The following is a 15,618-nucleotide window of genomic DNA, read 5'->3' as shown; positions in this document are numbered from 1 at the left end:
CTTTTTATCTCTGTTATTGTTATTTCACTCCTTATCCCAACGGTTCTCTTGAGGTCTTTGCATCCCCAAAAAAGAACATAAAATCCTGAATTTCTGTTCTCATCATTTTATCGGTACTTATAAATTCCTTTGCCTTTTCAAACTGTGGTTTTCTGTCGTAGGGAATTTGTTTCAATCGGATCTCGCCGTCTGTAATCGTCGCATAATGTGCCGTCTTATCCGGGTCATCGGGTCTTCGATACGAGGCACTTCCCGGGTTCAGCCATTCCATTCCATCACCTAAAATATGAATACATTGTCTGTGTGTATGCCCGAAAATCAGTCTTCTGTTCCCTGTATTATCTGTTCCGTAATGCTCCGCCCAATATTTATCAAACGCGTACCTGCTTTCTATCGTCCCATAACCACTATCATACTGATGGGCAATTCCGTATTTCCATCCGTCTGCCTCAAAATATGCGGTTTCCGGTAACTGCTTCAGCCACCTAATACCCTGGTTGTTTAGCTGTTCACAATTATAGTGAACCCACTTGTATTTTCCATCTTCTACATTTTTCCATTCCTTACTTTCATAAGTATTTATAACGTGAAGATCATGGTTGCCATACACAAGATGCGTGTTTTTCAGATTGCGGAACCGTTCTATCACTTCCGCCGGATAGATTCCATAGTCTGTATAATCCCCGGCGCAGCACAGAATATCGTAATCAGCCTCTTTTTCCAAAATGGTGTTCAATGCGGCTATGTTCGCATGTACATCTGATACTACCAGTACTTTCATTTTCCGCACCTCCTTCTTTTTTCACATTATATAATTTTACCGCACGTATGTCAACCGGTTGACATACGTGTTTCATAATTTTTTATATTACAAAAAGACTGCCACATGGTGACAGTCTTCCTTACAAGAACCGGAAACAAGATAGAAATCATAAATGTATGGTTGCGTATTTCATCACATCTATGTTACAATGTTTTTTAGGAATTTGTTCCGATTAACTGAAGGAGGGACTGTAAAATGAGTCCGGTGGCAATCACATTATTAGTTATTGTAATAGTACTTGCGATTATCATTGCAGTATTATATTTCTTAGGTAAGAAAGCACAGAAGAAACAGGCAGAACAGCAGGAACTGCTGGATGCCAACAAACAGACCGTATCCATGCTGATCATCGATAAGAAACGCATGAAGCTAAAAGATGCCGGTCTTCCACAGATGGTCATTGACCAGACCCCGAAGATGATGCGCGGTTCCAAACTCCCCATCATCAAGGCAAAGGTTGGTCCTCAGATCGTATCCCTGATCTGTGACGAGAAGATCTTCGACAGTGTTCCTGTGAAAAAGGAAGTAAAAGCCGTTGTCAGCGGTATCTATGTACTGGATGTCAAGGGACTGCACGGCAAGACCGAAGCTGCTCCCGAGAAGAAAAAAGGCTTCTTCAAGCGTCTTGTAGCTACGGCACAGGAAAAGGCCGGAGCAAAGCCTGTAAAGTAAATAACTATTCAGACCCCATTGTGTGTCGTCTGACGCACATAAAAATAGCAGATGTTCGTTGAATGCTTGCATTCATAAGAGCATCTGCTATTTTTTATGTTTATCTTTCTTCTATTTTTCCCGAATATGGATCTTCAGGCAGCTTTCACTCAGGGGTTCTCCCTCATGATCCAGCGTGTATTCCACCGTCACGTGAATCTGATCCTCCTGTTCCTCTACCAGTACCCTGCCGGTTTCGATCCCCAGCATCAATTGCCCGTAGGGTGTGTTATACGGGATCATATGTCTCTTATTTTCCTCGAAGATCATATGCATCTCAGCTGTCCCCTGTCTGGTCAATTCCAACAGATGATCCCGGAATTTGATCCGGCTCCTGCAGGGAGCTTGGTCTTTATCCATTTTCTCCTCATAGAGCAGATAATGACTGTCGTTTCTCTTAAAATATTGTGCCGGCTGCACGGTCTCCACCGCTTCGCTTTCCTGCTCCTGTCCGGAAGCATGCAGACCGGACAGTACAAGTTCTACCTCTCGATTCATTTTCTCTTCATCCTCTAATACTCATCGATCTTAATGGTCTTGGCCGACAGGATTCCGTATTTAATAATGGAATTGGCAAAGTGCTTGAACTTCTCCGCCCCATCGCTGACATAGAACTGGTACTTGTTCTCTCCCAGATGCGGCTCCTCATCATTGAGAATATGATAATGCTGTAACAGTCCCTTCAGTTCTCTGGCTGTCTCGTATGCCGGATTCACCAGCGTCACCTGATCTCCCATGACACGTCCCACTGTGGAACGGATCAGCGGATAATGGGTACACCCCAGAATCAGGGTATCGATGTCAATATCAATCAACTCTGACAGATAACGCTTTGCGATCTCATCGGTCACGGGATCTTCCCACAGGCCTTCTTCCACTAAAGGTACGAACAGCGGGCAGGCCTTGCCGTAGATCGTAACATCTTTATTCAGTTCCTGTATGTATTTGTTGTACATCTGGCTGCCGATGGTAGCTTCGGTGGCAATCACGCCGATGCGGCCGTTACGTGTCACCTCCGCCGCGGTTCTGGCTCCCGGCTTGATTACACCGATGATCGGAACATCGATCTCTTTTTCCAGTTCATCCAGTGCATAGGCACTCGCCGTATTACAGGCCACCACAATAGTCTTCACCTGAAAAGTCTCCAGAAACCGCACGATCTGCTTTGAAAAGCGAGTCACCGTCTCCTTGGACTTACTGCCGTAGGGCATTCTTGCCGTATCTCCGAAATATATGATCTTCTCATTGGGAATCTGCCGCATGATCTCCCGGGCAACGGTCAGTCCGCCGATACCGGAATCGAATACCCCGATGGGGGCATCCTTTTTCAGCGCAGTAACATTCTCCTGATACATGGGATTTCTCCTTTTATTTTTTTAACATCGTAAGCAGTCTGCTCTTGAACCGGATCTGCTCCGGATCCGCCTCCAGAATCTTCCAATAGATCTGGCTGTCGGAATTCCATTCTACCACTTCCGGACCGGTCTGTACAGTCTCTGCCTCCGTGGCTTCCGTCTCCTCGTATACGATCTCATAGGTGGACGGCAGCATCGTAAGCTCCGGGTAGATCACGCCCCACCAGCCGTAACAGGCCAGTGCCACAGTCAGTATCCGGACTCCCTGCACCAGCCGGTGTAATATTTTCTTTTCTGCAATCATCCTGCGATATTTTTCATAACAAACATATAATCTATCCATCAGCATTCCTCTTTCCATAAATTACCGTTTCGGTTCTATGGAAATCATTACCGCTTTCCGGACAGATTATACTTTTGAAATCTATTTATTTTTCTCCCGTTCCAGACGGATCTGGCGGATGATCGCCTTTTTCTGATTATCTATATGCACCTTGGCCATATTGGATGCCGTTTCCTTATCCTTTTTCACGATGCTCTCATAGATGACCTTGTGTTCCTCCACCAGGCGCTCATGCTGGCTGAAATCCTTGATATACTCAAAACGATAACGGTACATCTGCTCGGACAGGTTGTTGACCAGCTGGATCAGGCGCTGGTTCCCCGTGGCCTGTACAATGATGTCATGCAATGCCACATCCGCCTGTGCGATCTGTTTAATGTCATCGGTCTTCACCGCCGCTTCAAAGGTATCGCAGGCCTTTTTCAGATCCTGTAATTCCTCCGGAGTGATCCGGTCACACGCCAGCTCCACGCAGAGCGCATCCATGGCCCTGCGGACCTCCAGCACATCGTTCATGCTCTTCTCCGTGATCTGAGCCACTTCTGCTCCTCTTCTGGGGATCATGGTCACCAGTCCCTCCAGTTCCAGCTTACGGATGGCTTCCCGGATCGGCGTACGACTGACTCCCAGCTTGTTGGCAAGATGGATTTCCATCAGTCGTTCTCCCGGCTTCAGTTCCCCCGTCAGAATGGCCTGACGCAAAGTATTGAACACCACATCTCTGAGTGGCAGAAATTCATCCATTGTCACCTGTAAATTATCCTGCATACCTCTACTCTGGCATTACTCACAAAATTCCGTCAGGAAAATCTGCTTTGCCAGCTGTTCCTCCTCTAATTTATCATATGCCCTGCGGGCCATGTCCTTCTCTACAAAAATACCGAATACCGTGGGACCGCTTCCGCTCATCAGACTGTTGATGGCTCCCAGTTCCTTCATACGGTCCTTGATCGTCTGGATTATAGGATATGCACTGACGGTTACCGTCTCCAGCACATTTTCCATCCGGTCCAGGATTCCCTGTAAGCTTTCCTCAGCGATGGCTTCCACCATACCGTCAATATCAGGATGTTTCACGATCTCCTGAGCATCCAGATGTTCGTACACGTATTTGGTGGAAACATTGATATCGGGCTTTGCCACCAGTACATAGCAGTCCGGTGCCGGAGCAAGCGGTGTCAGTTTCTCGCCGATTCCCTCAGCCAGCGCCGTTCCGCCCATGACGCAATAGGGAACATCCGCACCGATCTTCACCCCCAGTTCCATCAGATCCTTCAGTGTGCACCCAAGATCAAACAGACGGTTCATTCCTTTTAAGGTAGCTGCTGCATCCGTACTGCCGCCGGCCATGCCCGCTGCTATGGGAATATGCTTCTCCAGATGGATCTTCACGCCTCCACTGATAGGATAAGTCTCCATCATCAGTTTTGCCGCTTTGTAGATCAGATTATTCTCATCCGTAGGCAGTTCACCGGAATCTGTGGTTATCACGATCCCACCGTCTGTTCTCTCAAAGTCCAGCACATCATAGATTCCTACAGTCTGCATGACCATCTTCACTTCATGGTAACCATTCTCCAGTCTTCTGACCACATCCAGCCCCAGATTGATCTTGGCATACGCTTTTATCCGATATTCGTTCATTTTTGTCTCCAATACGTTAGGGCGCTATTCCAAAACTACATGCCTCTGAATAGCGTGTATACAATAATTGTACTCAATTTTATACAATCCTGCGTATTTTGTCAATGGAGTGCGGTTCTTTCCATAGATTTTTCCATAGATTTTTCCCCTGTTTTTCTCTAAATCCTCTAAAGTATCCACTGTCCGGGGACGATATAACAGGTGAAACCAAAAACCCTCAGAAGGTTAAAACATGTATAGTCAAGGATGACAACAGGTACGGACAGCAGAACCGTACCGGAAAAGAGGAAACTATGAGCGTAAACGGAGTTACATCAACCCAGGCCGCTGCAGCCTACAGCTATAACAGCACAAGTGCAGCAAAAGAGAAAACTTCCGCAGAGGAAGCAAAAACTACAACTACCGCGGAAGATACCGGTGTCATCTATGAGCACAGCACCGCTGCCAAGACTTCTTCCACGAAGAAAACCTATACACCGGATACCAATCTGGTCAACAGATTAAAGGCAGATGCGGAAAACCGTGCCAGTCAGCTTCGTTCTCTGGTAGAACAGATGATGGGCAAGCAGGCTAACACCTACGGCAATGCCAATGACATCTGGTCCTTTTTACGTTCCGGTAATTTCACCGTAGATCCTGCTACCAAGGCACAGGCGCAGGCAGATATCGCCGAGGACGGTTACTGGGGTGTGAACCAGACTTCCGACCGTATCATTCAGTTTGCCAATGCTCTGACCGGCGGTGACCCGGACAAGATCGAGTCCATGCGCGAGGCATTCAAGAAGGGCTACGCACAGGCTGAGAAGACCTGGGGCGGTTCTCTTCCCGAGATCTCCCAGAAGACTTATGATGCTGTTATGGAGAAATTCGACAAGCTGGCAGCAGATGCCGGACTGACCACAGAAGAATAATGTCGTATTCTCGACAGACTTTCCTATAGAAAAACCATGTTGTACCGATGCCACAGAACGCATCCATGTACAACATGGTTTTTCTTTTCCGAACTGTATCAGGCCAGACCTTTTACCAGCAGCACCTTCTGCCCCGGGCGTAATTCATCGCTTTCCAGCGCGTTTAATTCTCTTACAGTCTTCACCGGCATATGATATTTCCTGCCGATGCTCCACAGGTCATCCCCCGGTGCCGCAATATAGATCACCGCACTGGGCAGTCCGGCCAGCACATTACTGTCGATTTCCTGCTCTTCCACCCCTTCGATGGCTTCCAGCGGAATATTCTTCATCACGGTCGTGGAAAAGGAAAGAACAGCCTTTACATCCAGTTCCTCTCCCTCCAGCAGATTCACCTGCAGCTGCTCCAGTTCACTGTGTACCTCTGCCTGATCCGTTCCCGTCACTCCCTGCACATTCAGGGTATATTCATACGGAATCTGCTCTCTGGTACTCACATAAGGAGTCTCATCATTTTCCGTAATGCACAACACTGTAAGATCAATGCTGCCCTGCAGGCGGATTCCTTCCTCTGTGGTCTCCTGATGATCGATCGTTACGATTCCCTCACTGTGCAACACCTGCAGTATTGCTGAGCCGATATCGGTCTTTCTGTGATCCGTCACTTTTGTCTTGCCTGTGATTCTGGCCAGCAACTGACGCAGGCTGGCATCTCTGGTGTCCGGGATCACTTCTTTTGTCACGCCGTAAATATCTCTTAAAATATCGATCTGCTCTTCCTCATAGAGACGGATATTCAGTTCCAGAGCACATTCCAGCCCCAGGATTCTCTCTTCCCCGTCCAGATCCGGCTGGATCGTCAGCTCTGGCTGTCCGTGTTCCTGTCTTACCAGTGAATACCGGATGTCCGGCAGCAATTCCTCCCGACATCCCTGACATTCCAGAGTGCCATTCAGCGGAATTGTCGTCTCATAGGAACGAATAGACCGCTCCTCCCCCTCTGCCTCATAGAGAACGAAGACCTGAATATCTCCCTGCACTGCCAGTTTCTCTTCCTGTGGCTTGAATTCCACATCCCGCAGTGACACATTACTCCAGAGGATCTGGTAAATATTCGGATAGCTGGAGGGCAGCGGAATCTCCTCTTTTTTGCGAAAAATATCGTTCTTGCAGATGGAAAGCTCCGTCACCTCCATGGGCGAGATCCGGTATTCCACACCTTCTCCGGCACTGCCTCCCTGGATTCCCACGGGCAGTTCTTCATCGTAAATCTCTTCGATCCGGGCCGTGAGAAGCAGCAATGCCTGCAGATTCAGCTTCCGGGAATTGATCATATTTACCGTGAAATCTTCTACGGTTCCATTCACCGCTACAGTATCTGACGGCAACGTTCCCTCCATATGAATTTTTTCTTCAAAGGGCAGTGCACCGCTTAAAAGCACCAGATTGCTCCCTGTCTCCTGCGTATGATACAGAATGGCATAGCCCAGTTTTCCCCGTACTGTCACCTCATCCGTACCGGGCCGGATCTCCTCGATGACAACTTCTCCCTTTTCCAGGTTCAGGGTACTGATGTCCGGTTTATCCTCTGGAAGATTCAGATCCTCCTCCATGGTAAACTGTATGACAGTGGATCGTTTTACCCGGTCCATATGTATATTTTTCTTGATCAGCTCCACAACAAAAGACCTCCATATATACAGATATATCTATATATATGAAGGTCTCTGTGTACTTATACCGTATTCTGTTCTCTGTATCTTACTGCACTGCACCGATCAGATCGGTCAGATTCTCCACATGGTAGGTACGCATGTAATCCTCGATGCCCTCCACTACTTTCACGGTAGTATAGGGATCCACAAAATTCATGGCTCCGACGCTGACAGCGCTGGCACCTGCCAGGATAAATTCGATGGCATCCTCCGCCGTGGCAATACCTCCCATACCGATAATGGGGATCTGTACCGCCTGTGCCACCTGATAGACCATACGGACAGCGATGGGTTTGATGGCAGGGCCGCTCATGCCGCCGGTCTTGTTGGCAATGGCGAATTTTCTGCGGTGAATGTCGATCTTCATACCGGTGATGGTATTGATCAGGGACAGGGCATCTGCGCCTGCTGCCTCCGCTGCCTTTGCCATCTCCGTAATGTCCGTTACGTTAGGGCTCAGCTTCATGATAATGGGCTGTTTTGCATGATTTTTCAGTTCGGAAGTAATATTGTACAGAGCATCTGCTTTCTGTCCGAACGCAATGGCTCCTTCCTTGACATTGGGACAGGATACATTGATCTCCAGCATGCTGACTGCCGGTTCGTCTCCCAGTCGCTCTACCACATCCACGTAATCCTCCACGGTCTTACCGCAGACGTTCACAATGATCTTCGTATCATATTTTTTCAGGAAAGGAATATCTCTCTCCATGAATACGTCAATGCCGGGGTTCTGCAAACCGATGGCATTGAGCATGCCGCCATATACTTCTGCCACACGAGGGGTCGGGTTGCCGGGCCAGGGCACATTGGCTACACCCTTGGTCACCACCGCACCCAGGCGGTTCAGATCTACGAATTCTTCATATTCCATGCCGGAGCCAAAGGTTCCGGATGCTGTCATTACGGGGTTTTTGAAAGTTACTCCTGCAATCGTTGTCTGTGTATTCATCAGATCTCTACCTCCTCAGCATCAAATACGGGGCCATCGGTGCAGATTCTCGCATTATGCACATGAGAATGATGATCCACTTCTTTGGTCTTTACCACGCAGCCCAGGCAGGCACCCACGCCACAGGCCATATGCTCTTCCAGAGAGATATAGGCCTTGATTTCTTTTTCTTCCGCATATTTTTTGACCGCACGGAGCATGGGCATCGGTCCGCACGCAAAGATCACATCTGCCTGCAATGCATTTTCTTCGATGGCATTCATGACATTGCCCTTCGTGCCGACACTGCCATCCTCGGTGGCAATATATACGGTTCCGTTCTCTTCCAGATCCTCTTTTAAGAACAGCTGGTTATCACGGTAGCCCACGATGATCTGCTTTTCTGCGGAAGCCGGAAGCTCTCTTGCCAGCTCCAGCATGGGAGGGATACCGATACCTCCGCCCATAAGGAATACTTTTTTGCCTTCCGCTGCCTCTGTGGGGAAGCCGTTGCCTAAGATTCCCAGAATCTCCACACTGTCTCCTTCTGTATAAGAAGAAAATTCCGCGGTGCCCTGTCCGGCAATCCGGTACACAATGCGCAGGGCATCCTTTTTGTCGCTTACCTGACAGATGCTGATAGGACGGGGCAGCAAGGTGCTCCGGTCCTTGGGGTATACGCCGATGAACTGACCGGCTTTTGCCTGTTCAGCCAGATCTGTAGCGATCCACATGTCAAAAATTCTGGGTGCGATCTCCTTCTGGGAAAGCACAGTTGCTGTGATTTTCTTTTTCATGTTATTGTCCTTTTCTCTTCTATTTATAACGCTATAGCGCTCTTATAAGTGCTCTCTACCATGGGCTCTACGCTTCGTATACGATTCTGCCTCCGCAGATGGTCTTCCTCACTTCACCCTTCAGATTCCATCCGGTAAACGGTGTATTCGTGGCCTTGGACGCATATTTCTCCGGAGTGAACTCCGCTGCGGTATCGATCAGAATCACATCCGCCGGGCCGTCCTCGGCCAGATATCCGGCATCCAGATGGTACATAGCCGCCGGATTGGTACTCATCAGACGCAACAGCTGCTTCATGGTCAGATATCCTCTGTCCACCAGTTCCGTAATGCCCAGCGCCAGAGACGTCTCCAACCCGGTAATGCCGCTGGGTGCCTCTGTGATCGGCTTTGCTTTTTCCTCCGCAGTATGGGGTGCATGATCCGTAGCGATCATATCGATGGTGCCGTCCACCAGTCCCCGGATCACCGCCTGACGGTCCGCTTCCTCCCGCAGGGGCGGATTCATCTTCGCCAGTGTACCGTACTTGATCACGGCATCCTCAGTCAGGGTAAAATGATGAGGAGTGGCTTCCGCGTGGATATTGGAGCAGCGCTTTTTGGCCTGACGCACCAGTTCCACCGCTTCCTTGCTGCTGATATGCTGAATGTCGATGCAGGCTCCGGTCTCTTCTGCCAGCTTCAGGTCCCGCTCCACCAGCGCGATCTCCGCCTCTCTGGCAGAACCGCCGATACCGTAATACTCGCTGGCCTTTCCCCGGTTCACACCGTTGTTCTCGATATATTTCGGATCTTCTTCATGGAAGCTGATGGGCATGTCCAGCTCTGCGGAGATCTCCATGGCACGGCGCACCAGTTCCGCATCCAGCAGGGGCACTCCGTCATCCGTGAATCCCACGGCACCTGCCACTGCCAGCTTCTTCATATCCGTCAGCTGTTTTCCCTGCATCCCCATGGTCACATTGGCGCAGGTGGTCACATGAATGCCTGTCTTCGCTCCCTTATCCAGGATATAATGCAGCGTCTCCTCACTGTCCACCGCAGGCTTCGTGTTCGCCATCAGTACCACTGTGGTCACGCCGCCTTTTGCTGCTGCCGCAGCACCGGTGTTGATATCTTCCTTTGCCGTAAAGCCGGGATCCCGGAAATGCACATGCACATCCACCAGCCCGGGAGCCACCAATAACCCTTCCGCATTGATCCGGGTCACTTTGCCCCTCGGTTCTATCTTTTCCGCAATCTTTACAATCTTGTCACCGTCGATCAGGATATCATAATTGCCCTCTCTGCCCGACTTGGGATCGATCATGTAGCCATCATGTATCAGTATCATATTGTCTCCATTCCCGGGCTTTTACCACCCGCCTTCGTGACCTGTTTCTCGGAAAAGTTTATCATGTTTTCATAGAAAAGAAAAGAGTGTTATAATAGAAAAAAGGAGGTCTGACGACATGAAAACAAGAGAGGAAGCGCTGAACTACGGATTGTCTTTTCCAAATACTTATATGGAAATGCCCTTCCACGATCCCAACTGGCAGCTGGTACGTGTGAAGGGCAGTAAAAAAGCTTTTCTATGGACTTATGAAAAGGATGGCTGTCTGCATCTGAATGTGAAGACCGATCCTGCCTGGCGGGATTTCTGGCGAAGCACCTTTCCCTCCGTCATCCCGGGCTATCATCTGAACAAAGAGCACTGGAACACCATTATTTTAGATGGTTCGATCCCCGATGAGGACATCCGGCGCATGATCGCAGAAAGCTATGATCTCGTCACCGACAGTCCTACGAAGCGGATCTATGAAGCCGTCAAAAAGATTCCGAAAGGCTGCGTCGCCACCTACGGTCAGGTTGCCGCCATGGCCGGAGAACCGAAGATGGCCCGGGCCGTGGGCAATGCCCTGCACAAGAACCCGGATCCCGACCATATCCCCTGCTACCGCGTGGTCAATTCCAAAGGGGAACTCTCCGGTGCCTTTGCCTTCGGCGGTTCCGACGAACAGGCCAACCGCCTCCGGGCCGACGGCATTGAAGTCATCGGTAATAAAGTAGACCTGCAGAAATTCGGTATATCGCTGTGAAACTTTTTTCATCGCAGCCTTTCGTCCATGATACCGGAAACCGGCAAATTTCACCGGTTCTGGCCGATTTTTTACCATGTCAGCAAGGCCATACTGCGGTGTGAAAAACCAATCTTCTGTCCCTGAATGCTTCCATCGAGGCGACCCGTGCCTGAGAACATAGCCGCGGATTCGCCGTCGTAGCGGAAGAGATCTCCTCCCAGACCACTTTTGTCCAGGAGATGACCGGTGCTTTACGGGACGATGTAAAAGCACTGTAATATTTTTCGTTGCAGTTTTTTTACTTTTACTTCTCAATCTGGGAACGGATATCATCCTCCAGAATATGTTCCACATCTTTTGCTTCTTTGCGGATGTTTTGCAGATTTTCACGAATCTCCCGTTCCTCCTGTACGATCTCGGGATGTTCCTTCTTTTCTTCTTTAATGAACATACACAGGAAGCTGATCAGTAATATGATGCAGGAGATCCAGATGGTCCTCGCCCCTATGTAGCCGATCATATGTCCGCCCAGCGCCGCACCAACGGCAAACAGGAAAATGATTCCAAAATAATTGCCGGATTTCCGTAAGATTTTTTTGTCCTTCGTCTTCCCATAGGCACACAGGGATTCCATGCCGCTGCGCAGATTACCGATACACATGGTACTGGCAAAAGCATAACCGTTCACCTTGCGGAAAGCCTGTACCTGCATGGCGCAGGCGAAAGATACCATGGCATTGGCCAGCAGATCCATCTCATTCGGGAAAAATCCCACGGCAAACAGCAACAGAATCTCTATAGCAAGCACCAGCTGCCGCCAGTGGATCCTCTGAGCCTTCTGATATCGCATATGGATGCACTCCGCTGCCGCTACTCCCAACGCGAAGAACAAAAGCGGGGAAAAATACCGAAGCGCCACGGACCAGTTCCGGTCTACCAGATTCTGGGCCAGCAACACGATATTACCGGTCTGGGCATTGGCGAATACCTTGCCACGGTACATATAAGTATAAGCATCCTGTAATCCGCCGGAAATTGACAGAATTCCAGCAATCAGAAACGACTCTGACATTTGTCCGTGTAATTTACGTTGCATAGTAATTCTCATTCCTTTCAGTAACCTGCAGATTCTGTCTCCGATACATACAATTACCTTCCTACAGGCATCTCCTGATTACAGTACAGGCAACGATATCTTCCGGAAGGTGACAGTTCAAATATGTGGTCACAACTCGTCTCTATACTGGTAATACAACGGGGATTTTTACATTTTATCACATTAACCAGTCTTTGTGGAGGAACCGGATGATACTTTTTTGAAACTTTTCCGTCCCGGATCACGATCAGTGTGATCTGACTGTCCAGATATCCCAGAATATCCAACCGCTCCGGCAACGTCTCGCCCTCAATCTTGATCAGATCCTTGCAGCCGTATTTCTGGCTTTTCACCGATTGCAGCAATGCTACGGACTGCGTCTTGGATTCCAATTCCAGCAATCTGTAGATGTCCATTCCCTTTCCCGCGGGAATATGATCGATCACAACACCATTCTGAATGGATTCTACGTTTAACATAAAAACACCTTCTTTCCCGTCACAGGATCCGTAAGGTCTAACAGACTTAAGATCAATGCCATACGGATAAATTTACCATTCAATACCTGCTGAAAATACGCTGCTCTCGGATCTGCATCCACTTCCGGTGCGATCTCGTCCACTCTTGGGAGCGGATGAAGAACCGGCATGTCCGCTTTCGCCAGATTCAGTTTCTCCTGATCCAAAATGTAGATATCTTTTAACCGGATATAATCTTCCTCATTGAAAAAACGTTCCTTCTGAACTCTGGTCATGTAAAGCACATCCAGCTCTGGCAGCGTCTCCTCCAGGCTGGATATCTCATGGTAGGGGGCTTTGGCCGGTTTCAGAGTATCCTCAATCAGATATTCCGGAACCTTCAGTTCCTCCGGAGAAATGAAATAAAATTCATTGCCCGGATAGCGCACCAGACTGTTCACCAGGGAGTGTACGGTTCTGCCGAATTTCAAGTCACCGCAAAAGCCAATCTTCAGATGATCCAAGTGTCCTTTGCGCTGTCTTATGGTCAGCAGATCGATCATGGTCTGGGTCGGGTGGTTATGCCCTCCGTCCCCGGCATTGATCACCGGAATCCGGGAATACATGGAAGCTCGGAGCGGTGCTCCCTCTTTCGGATGCCGCATGGCAATGATATCTGCATAGCAGCTGACCACCCGTGCGGTATCTGCCACCGTTTCACCTTTCGTGGCACTGCACTGTTCCGCACCGGCAAATCCCAATGTTCTGCCGCCAAGGTTCAGCATAGCCGTCTCAAAAGATAATCTGGTACGTGTGCTGGGCTCGTAAAATAAGGTTGCCAGTATTTTTCCATCTGCACAATGAGCATATGCAGCGGAATCGGCAGCAATCCGGTCTGCCAGGTCTAAGATTTCCTGCGTCTCCGCTACCGACAGGTCCAGTGAATCAATCAAATGTCGCATATCCTTTTCTCCTCTGTTTACTTTTTTTCAACCGCGTATTATACTATATCCACACGGATACTAAAAATATATAGTTTATATGCGAGGTATATCATTTTTATATGGATATTAGTTTTGAATATTACAAGATTTTCTATTATGTCGCAAAATACGAAAATATCACCAAGGCTGCCATGGTCTTAAAAAGCAGCCAGCCTAATGTGACCCGGATTATTCATATTCTGGAGGATCAGCTGGACTGCCGTTTATTTCTCCGGGAACCCCGGGGACTGAAGCTGACCGAAGAGGGAAAACGGCTCTATGCCCATGTTGCCATCGCCTGTCAACATCTGTTGGATGCGGAAGCCGAACTGTGCCGGAACAAAAACGTGTGCAGCGGCACCATTGAACTGGGTGTCACCGAGACCGCCCTGCATTTATTTCTGTTACAGAATCTCCATGATTTCCAGACTGGCTATCCGGAGATCAAAATACGTATCCAGAACAATACCACTCCGGAGATTCTGAAATCTCTGCAGAACGGCCGGCTGGATCTGGCTGTTGTGACAACCCCTTTTGAACTTCATGATGCTCTGGCCTGCGAAGATCTGCTGACTTTCCGGGAGGTTCCCGCCGGCGGCCCCGACTATGCCGCCTTGTCTGATCGTCCCATGACGCTGAAAGAATTCCGGCTCCATTCCATCATTGGTCTGGGATACGGCACCGCCAGCTATGAATATTACCGGAAGGTATTTATTGAACAGCATCTGGACTACGAACCCGCCATGGAAGTAGCTACCGCCGATCTGGTCATCCCTCTGCTCCAGAACAATCTGGGAGTAGGCTTCGTGCCGGAGCCTCTGGCAGCTCCCTTTTTTGAAAACGACAGTCTCGTTCCGCTGACCTTAAATGTGCCTCTACCGTCCCGCGAAGTAAAAATGCTGTGGGACAAAAGCCGCAGTCAGAGCCGGGCTACCGCTACTTTCTGCAGTTATCTGCGGGAACGCTGTCAGCGTAATCTGCCAATCCTGGATCCTGAAAATGAGTCTGTTGCTGGCAACTAAATCATATTTCAGGAGGATAAAAAATTGAAAAATCCATTTAAAAATTTTACAAAAAAGGAATGGATCCTGTGGACGCTGGCTTCCCTGGAAAACCCGGCATACATCCCCGTTGTAGTGAATTTCACCATCTTCTTTTTCAATGATATGTATGGTTTTATCAGCTGGCGGCGCCGGGAGATTTTGATGGATCTGTAAGAACCATTCGTTTAATCATAAAGCACGGTTTTATCCAGAAGTTCTGTTTTTAACACAATGTAAGGCGTGGAGGGTTTCCCTGCGCCTTCCTTTTGTCCGGTGATATCCGGGCCTAAGAGGCTGGTGCTGACATGAATGGCATCGTCCGTCAGATACAGGGCATCCACAGCAATGCTGTACCCACCGGTCTTCTGCTCACCGTAACCAATACTGATATAGAGGTTCTGATTATCACTGTAGGTCAGCTGAAATGGCTCCGTTCCTTTTTCAGCGATTACAGTCTTTAATTCCTCGGGAATTTTTTCTTCACTGAGTACCGTAAAATCCAGATCTCTGAGTTTCACATTCTCTTTCGAAAGCAGACCGCAGCCTGTGAGCAGCAATGCCCCCAGTACTGCGGTCATTATGATTTTCCACTGTCTCCATTTGATTTTCATCCGTCATCCACCGTTAAAACTTCCTTATTGCATATTTATGTGAAAAAAGCAGAAATATACTCCTGTTCTGTACCTATCTCATTAATTTTCATCCTTTTCTCCTTTGAAAATGTGCGTTATAATAGGTGATGTGCGTC

Annotated in this window: 19 protein-coding genes; 5 read left to right on the top strand and 14 right to left on the bottom strand. The window is 48.7% G+C overall.

The window, feature by feature from the left end:
• Positions 1-31 precede the first annotated feature (31 nt).
• Complete coding sequence (locus DW835_RS02695) at positions 32-781, bottom strand: metallophosphoesterase family protein (protein WP_117466434.1); 750 nt, start codon at positions 779-781, stop codon at positions 32-34.
• 237 nt (positions 782-1,018) lie between these two features.
• Between DW835_RS02695 and DW835_RS02690 the strand changes: the two genes are divergently transcribed.
• Positions 1,019-1,495 carry a hypothetical protein gene (locus DW835_RS02690; RefSeq protein ID WP_117466435.1) on the top strand — a complete coding sequence of 159 codons (477 nt, stop codon included), beginning with the start codon at positions 1,019-1,021 and terminating at the stop codon, positions 1,493-1,495.
• A 111-nt stretch (positions 1,496-1,606) separates the two neighbouring features.
• Here DW835_RS02690 and DW835_RS02685 read toward each other — a convergent pair whose 3' ends face one another.
• The 5 genes from DW835_RS02685 to ispE all read right to left on the bottom strand — a co-directional run bounded on the left by DW835_RS02685 (position 1,607) and on the right by ispE (position 4,876).
• Complete coding sequence (locus DW835_RS02685; RefSeq protein ID WP_118505358.1) at positions 1,607-2,032, bottom strand: DUF1934 domain-containing protein; 426 nt, start codon at positions 2,030-2,032, stop codon at positions 1,607-1,609.
• Positions 2,033-2,046: 14 nt separating this feature from the next.
• Complete coding sequence (murI, locus tag DW835_RS02680; RefSeq protein ID WP_022312698.1) at positions 2,047-2,889, bottom strand: glutamate racemase; 843 nt, start codon at positions 2,887-2,889, stop codon at positions 2,047-2,049.
• A gap of 13 nt (positions 2,890-2,902) precedes the next feature.
• Positions 2,903-3,232: a hypothetical protein gene (locus tag DW835_RS02675; RefSeq protein ID WP_145985582.1), complete on the bottom strand. Its 330-nt coding sequence runs from the start codon at positions 3,230-3,232 to the stop codon at positions 2,903-2,905.
• Positions 3,233-3,313: 81 nt separating this feature from the next.
• Positions 3,314-4,000 carry a GntR family transcriptional regulator gene (locus DW835_RS02670; protein ID WP_022312700.1) on the bottom strand — a complete coding sequence of 229 codons (687 nt, stop codon included), beginning with the start codon at positions 3,998-4,000 and terminating at the stop codon, positions 3,314-3,316.
• A 15-nt stretch (positions 4,001-4,015) separates the two neighbouring features.
• Positions 4,016-4,876 (bottom strand): 4-(cytidine 5'-diphospho)-2-C-methyl-D-erythritol kinase, encoded by an 861-nt coding sequence (gene ispE, locus DW835_RS02665; RefSeq protein ID WP_117466438.1) that lies wholly within the window; start codon positions 4,874-4,876, stop codon positions 4,016-4,018.
• A gap of 293 nt (positions 4,877-5,169) precedes the next feature.
• Between ispE and DW835_RS02660 the strand changes: the two genes are divergently transcribed.
• Positions 5,170-5,787 (top strand): hypothetical protein, encoded by a 618-nt coding sequence (locus tag DW835_RS02660; protein ID WP_118540012.1) that lies wholly within the window; start codon positions 5,170-5,172, stop codon positions 5,785-5,787.
• Between the two features lie 98 nt (positions 5,788-5,885).
• On the opposite strand, the gene DW835_RS02655 is transcribed toward DW835_RS02660, so the two are convergent.
• The 4 genes from DW835_RS02655 to DW835_RS02640 form a co-directional block, all read right to left on the bottom strand.
• Entirely contained in the window at positions 5,886-7,466 is a 1,581-nt protein-coding gene (locus DW835_RS02655) for an SPOCS domain-containing protein (protein ID WP_118540013.1), read from the bottom strand.
• An 82-nt stretch (positions 7,467-7,548) separates the two neighbouring features.
• Positions 7,549-8,454, bottom strand: coding sequence for a dihydroorotate dehydrogenase (locus DW835_RS02650; RefSeq protein WP_022312704.1), 906 nt, complete (start codon positions 8,452-8,454; stop codon positions 7,549-7,551).
• Positions 8,454-9,230: a dihydroorotate dehydrogenase electron transfer subunit gene (locus DW835_RS02645; protein WP_118668457.1), complete on the bottom strand. Its 777-nt coding sequence runs from the start codon at positions 9,228-9,230 to the stop codon at positions 8,454-8,456. Before DW835_RS02645 ends, DW835_RS02650 begins: the two co-directional genes overlap by 1 nt.
• Positions 9,231-9,297: 67 nt before the next feature.
• Positions 9,298-10,563, bottom strand: a complete 1,266-nt coding sequence (locus DW835_RS02640) for a dihydroorotase (protein ID WP_182430212.1) — start codon at positions 10,561-10,563, stop codon at positions 9,298-9,300.
• Positions 10,564-10,681: 118 nt separating this feature from the next.
• On the opposite strand from DW835_RS02640, the gene DW835_RS02635 reads away from it, so the two are divergent.
• Entirely contained in the window at positions 10,682-11,308 is a 627-nt protein-coding gene (locus tag DW835_RS02635; protein WP_118730645.1) for a methylated-DNA--[protein]-cysteine S-methyltransferase, read from the top strand.
• 286 nt (positions 11,309-11,594) lie between these two features.
• Here DW835_RS02635 and DW835_RS02630 read toward each other — a convergent pair whose 3' ends face one another.
• The 3 genes from DW835_RS02630 to pyrB are packed head-to-tail and all read right to left on the bottom strand — an operon-like array spanning position 11,595 to position 13,806.
• Complete coding sequence (locus DW835_RS02630) at positions 11,595-12,386, bottom strand: YoaK family protein (RefSeq protein WP_118505366.1); 792 nt, start codon at positions 12,384-12,386, stop codon at positions 11,595-11,597.
• 53 nt (positions 12,387-12,439) lie between these two features.
• Positions 12,440-12,865 (bottom strand): aspartate carbamoyltransferase regulatory subunit, encoded by a 426-nt coding sequence (locus DW835_RS02625; RefSeq protein WP_118730644.1) that lies wholly within the window; start codon positions 12,863-12,865, stop codon positions 12,440-12,442.
• Positions 12,859-13,806 (bottom strand): aspartate carbamoyltransferase, encoded by a 948-nt coding sequence (gene pyrB, locus DW835_RS02620; RefSeq protein WP_118668456.1) that lies wholly within the window; start codon positions 13,804-13,806, stop codon positions 12,859-12,861. Before pyrB ends, DW835_RS02625 begins: the two co-directional genes overlap by 7 nt.
• Positions 13,807-13,907: 101 nt before the next feature.
• On the opposite strand from pyrB, the gene DW835_RS02615 reads away from it, so the two are divergent.
• On the top strand, positions 13,908-14,849 hold the full coding sequence (locus DW835_RS02615) for a LysR family transcriptional regulator (RefSeq protein WP_118730643.1): 942 nt from the start codon (positions 13,908-13,910) through the stop codon (positions 14,847-14,849).
• Between the two features lie 24 nt (positions 14,850-14,873).
• On the top strand, positions 14,874-15,044 hold the full coding sequence (locus DW835_RS02610) for a hypothetical protein (protein ID WP_022312711.1): 171 nt from the start codon (positions 14,874-14,876) through the stop codon (positions 15,042-15,044).
• Positions 15,045-15,055: 11 nt separating this feature from the next.
• On the opposite strand, the gene DW835_RS02605 is transcribed toward DW835_RS02610, so the two are convergent.
• On the bottom strand, positions 15,056-15,481 hold the full coding sequence (locus DW835_RS02605) for a protease complex subunit PrcB family protein (RefSeq protein ID WP_118540018.1): 426 nt from the start codon (positions 15,479-15,481) through the stop codon (positions 15,056-15,058).
• Between the last annotated feature and the right edge of the window lie 137 nt (positions 15,482-15,618).

The sequence above is a fragment of the Clostridium sp. AM34-9AC genome, assembly GCF_003480225.1.
GTDB classification, from domain to species: Bacteria; Bacillota; Clostridia; order Lachnospirales; family Lachnospiraceae; genus Acetatifactor; species Acetatifactor acetigignens.
This window is presented reverse-complemented; position numbering and strand designations above follow the sequence as displayed.

Coding starts and splice junctions, on each gene's coding strand:
- DW835_RS02605 (WP_118540018.1), bottom strand. CDS start 15,481: ATGAAAATCAAATGGAGACAGTGGAAAATCATAATGACCGCAGTACTG.
- DW835_RS02645 (WP_118668457.1), bottom strand. CDS start 9,230: ATGAAAAAGAAAATCACAGCAACTGTGCTTTCCCAGAAGGAGATCGCA.
- DW835_RS02685 (WP_118505358.1), bottom strand. CDS start 2,032: ATGAATCGAGAGGTAGAACTTGTACTGTCCGGTCTGCATGCTTCCGGA.
- DW835_RS02650 (WP_022312704.1), bottom strand. CDS start 8,454: ATGAATACACAGACAACGATTGCAGGAGTAACTTTCAAAAACCCCGTA.
- DW835_RS02690 (WP_117466435.1), top strand. CDS start 1,019: ATGAGTCCGGTGGCAATCACATTATTAGTTATTGTAATAGTACTTGCG.
- ispE (WP_117466438.1), bottom strand. CDS start 4,876: ATGAACGAATATCGGATAAAAGCGTATGCCAAGATCAATCTGGGGCTG.
- DW835_RS02695 (WP_117466434.1), bottom strand. CDS start 781: ATGAAAGTACTGGTAGTATCAGATGTACATGCGAACATAGCCGCATTG.
- DW835_RS02675 (WP_145985582.1), bottom strand. CDS start 3,232: ATGGATAGATTATATGTTTGTTATGAAAAATATCGCAGGATGATTGCA.
- DW835_RS02630 (WP_118505366.1), bottom strand. CDS start 12,386: ATGCAACGTAAATTACACGGACAAATGTCAGAGTCGTTTCTGATTGCT.
- DW835_RS02640 (WP_182430212.1), bottom strand. CDS start 10,563: ATGATACTGATACATGATGGCTACATGATCGATCCCAAGTCGGGCAGA.
- DW835_RS02625 (WP_118730644.1), bottom strand. CDS start 12,865: ATGTTAAACGTAGAATCCATTCAGAATGGTGTTGTGATCGATCATATT.
- DW835_RS02660 (WP_118540012.1), top strand. CDS start 5,170: ATGAGCGTAAACGGAGTTACATCAACCCAGGCCGCTGCAGCCTACAGC.
- pyrB (WP_118668456.1), bottom strand. CDS start 13,806: ATGCGACATTTGATTGATTCACTGGACCTGTCGGTAGCGGAGACGCAG.
- DW835_RS02670 (WP_022312700.1), bottom strand. CDS start 4,000: ATGCAGGATAATTTACAGGTGACAATGGATGAATTTCTGCCACTCAGA.
- DW835_RS02615 (WP_118730643.1), top strand. CDS start 13,908: ATGGATATTAGTTTTGAATATTACAAGATTTTCTATTATGTCGCAAAA.
- murI (WP_022312698.1), bottom strand. CDS start 2,889: ATGTATCAGGAGAATGTTACTGCGCTGAAAAAGGATGCCCCCATCGGG.
- DW835_RS02635 (WP_118730645.1), top strand. CDS start 10,682: ATGAAAACAAGAGAGGAAGCGCTGAACTACGGATTGTCTTTTCCAAAT.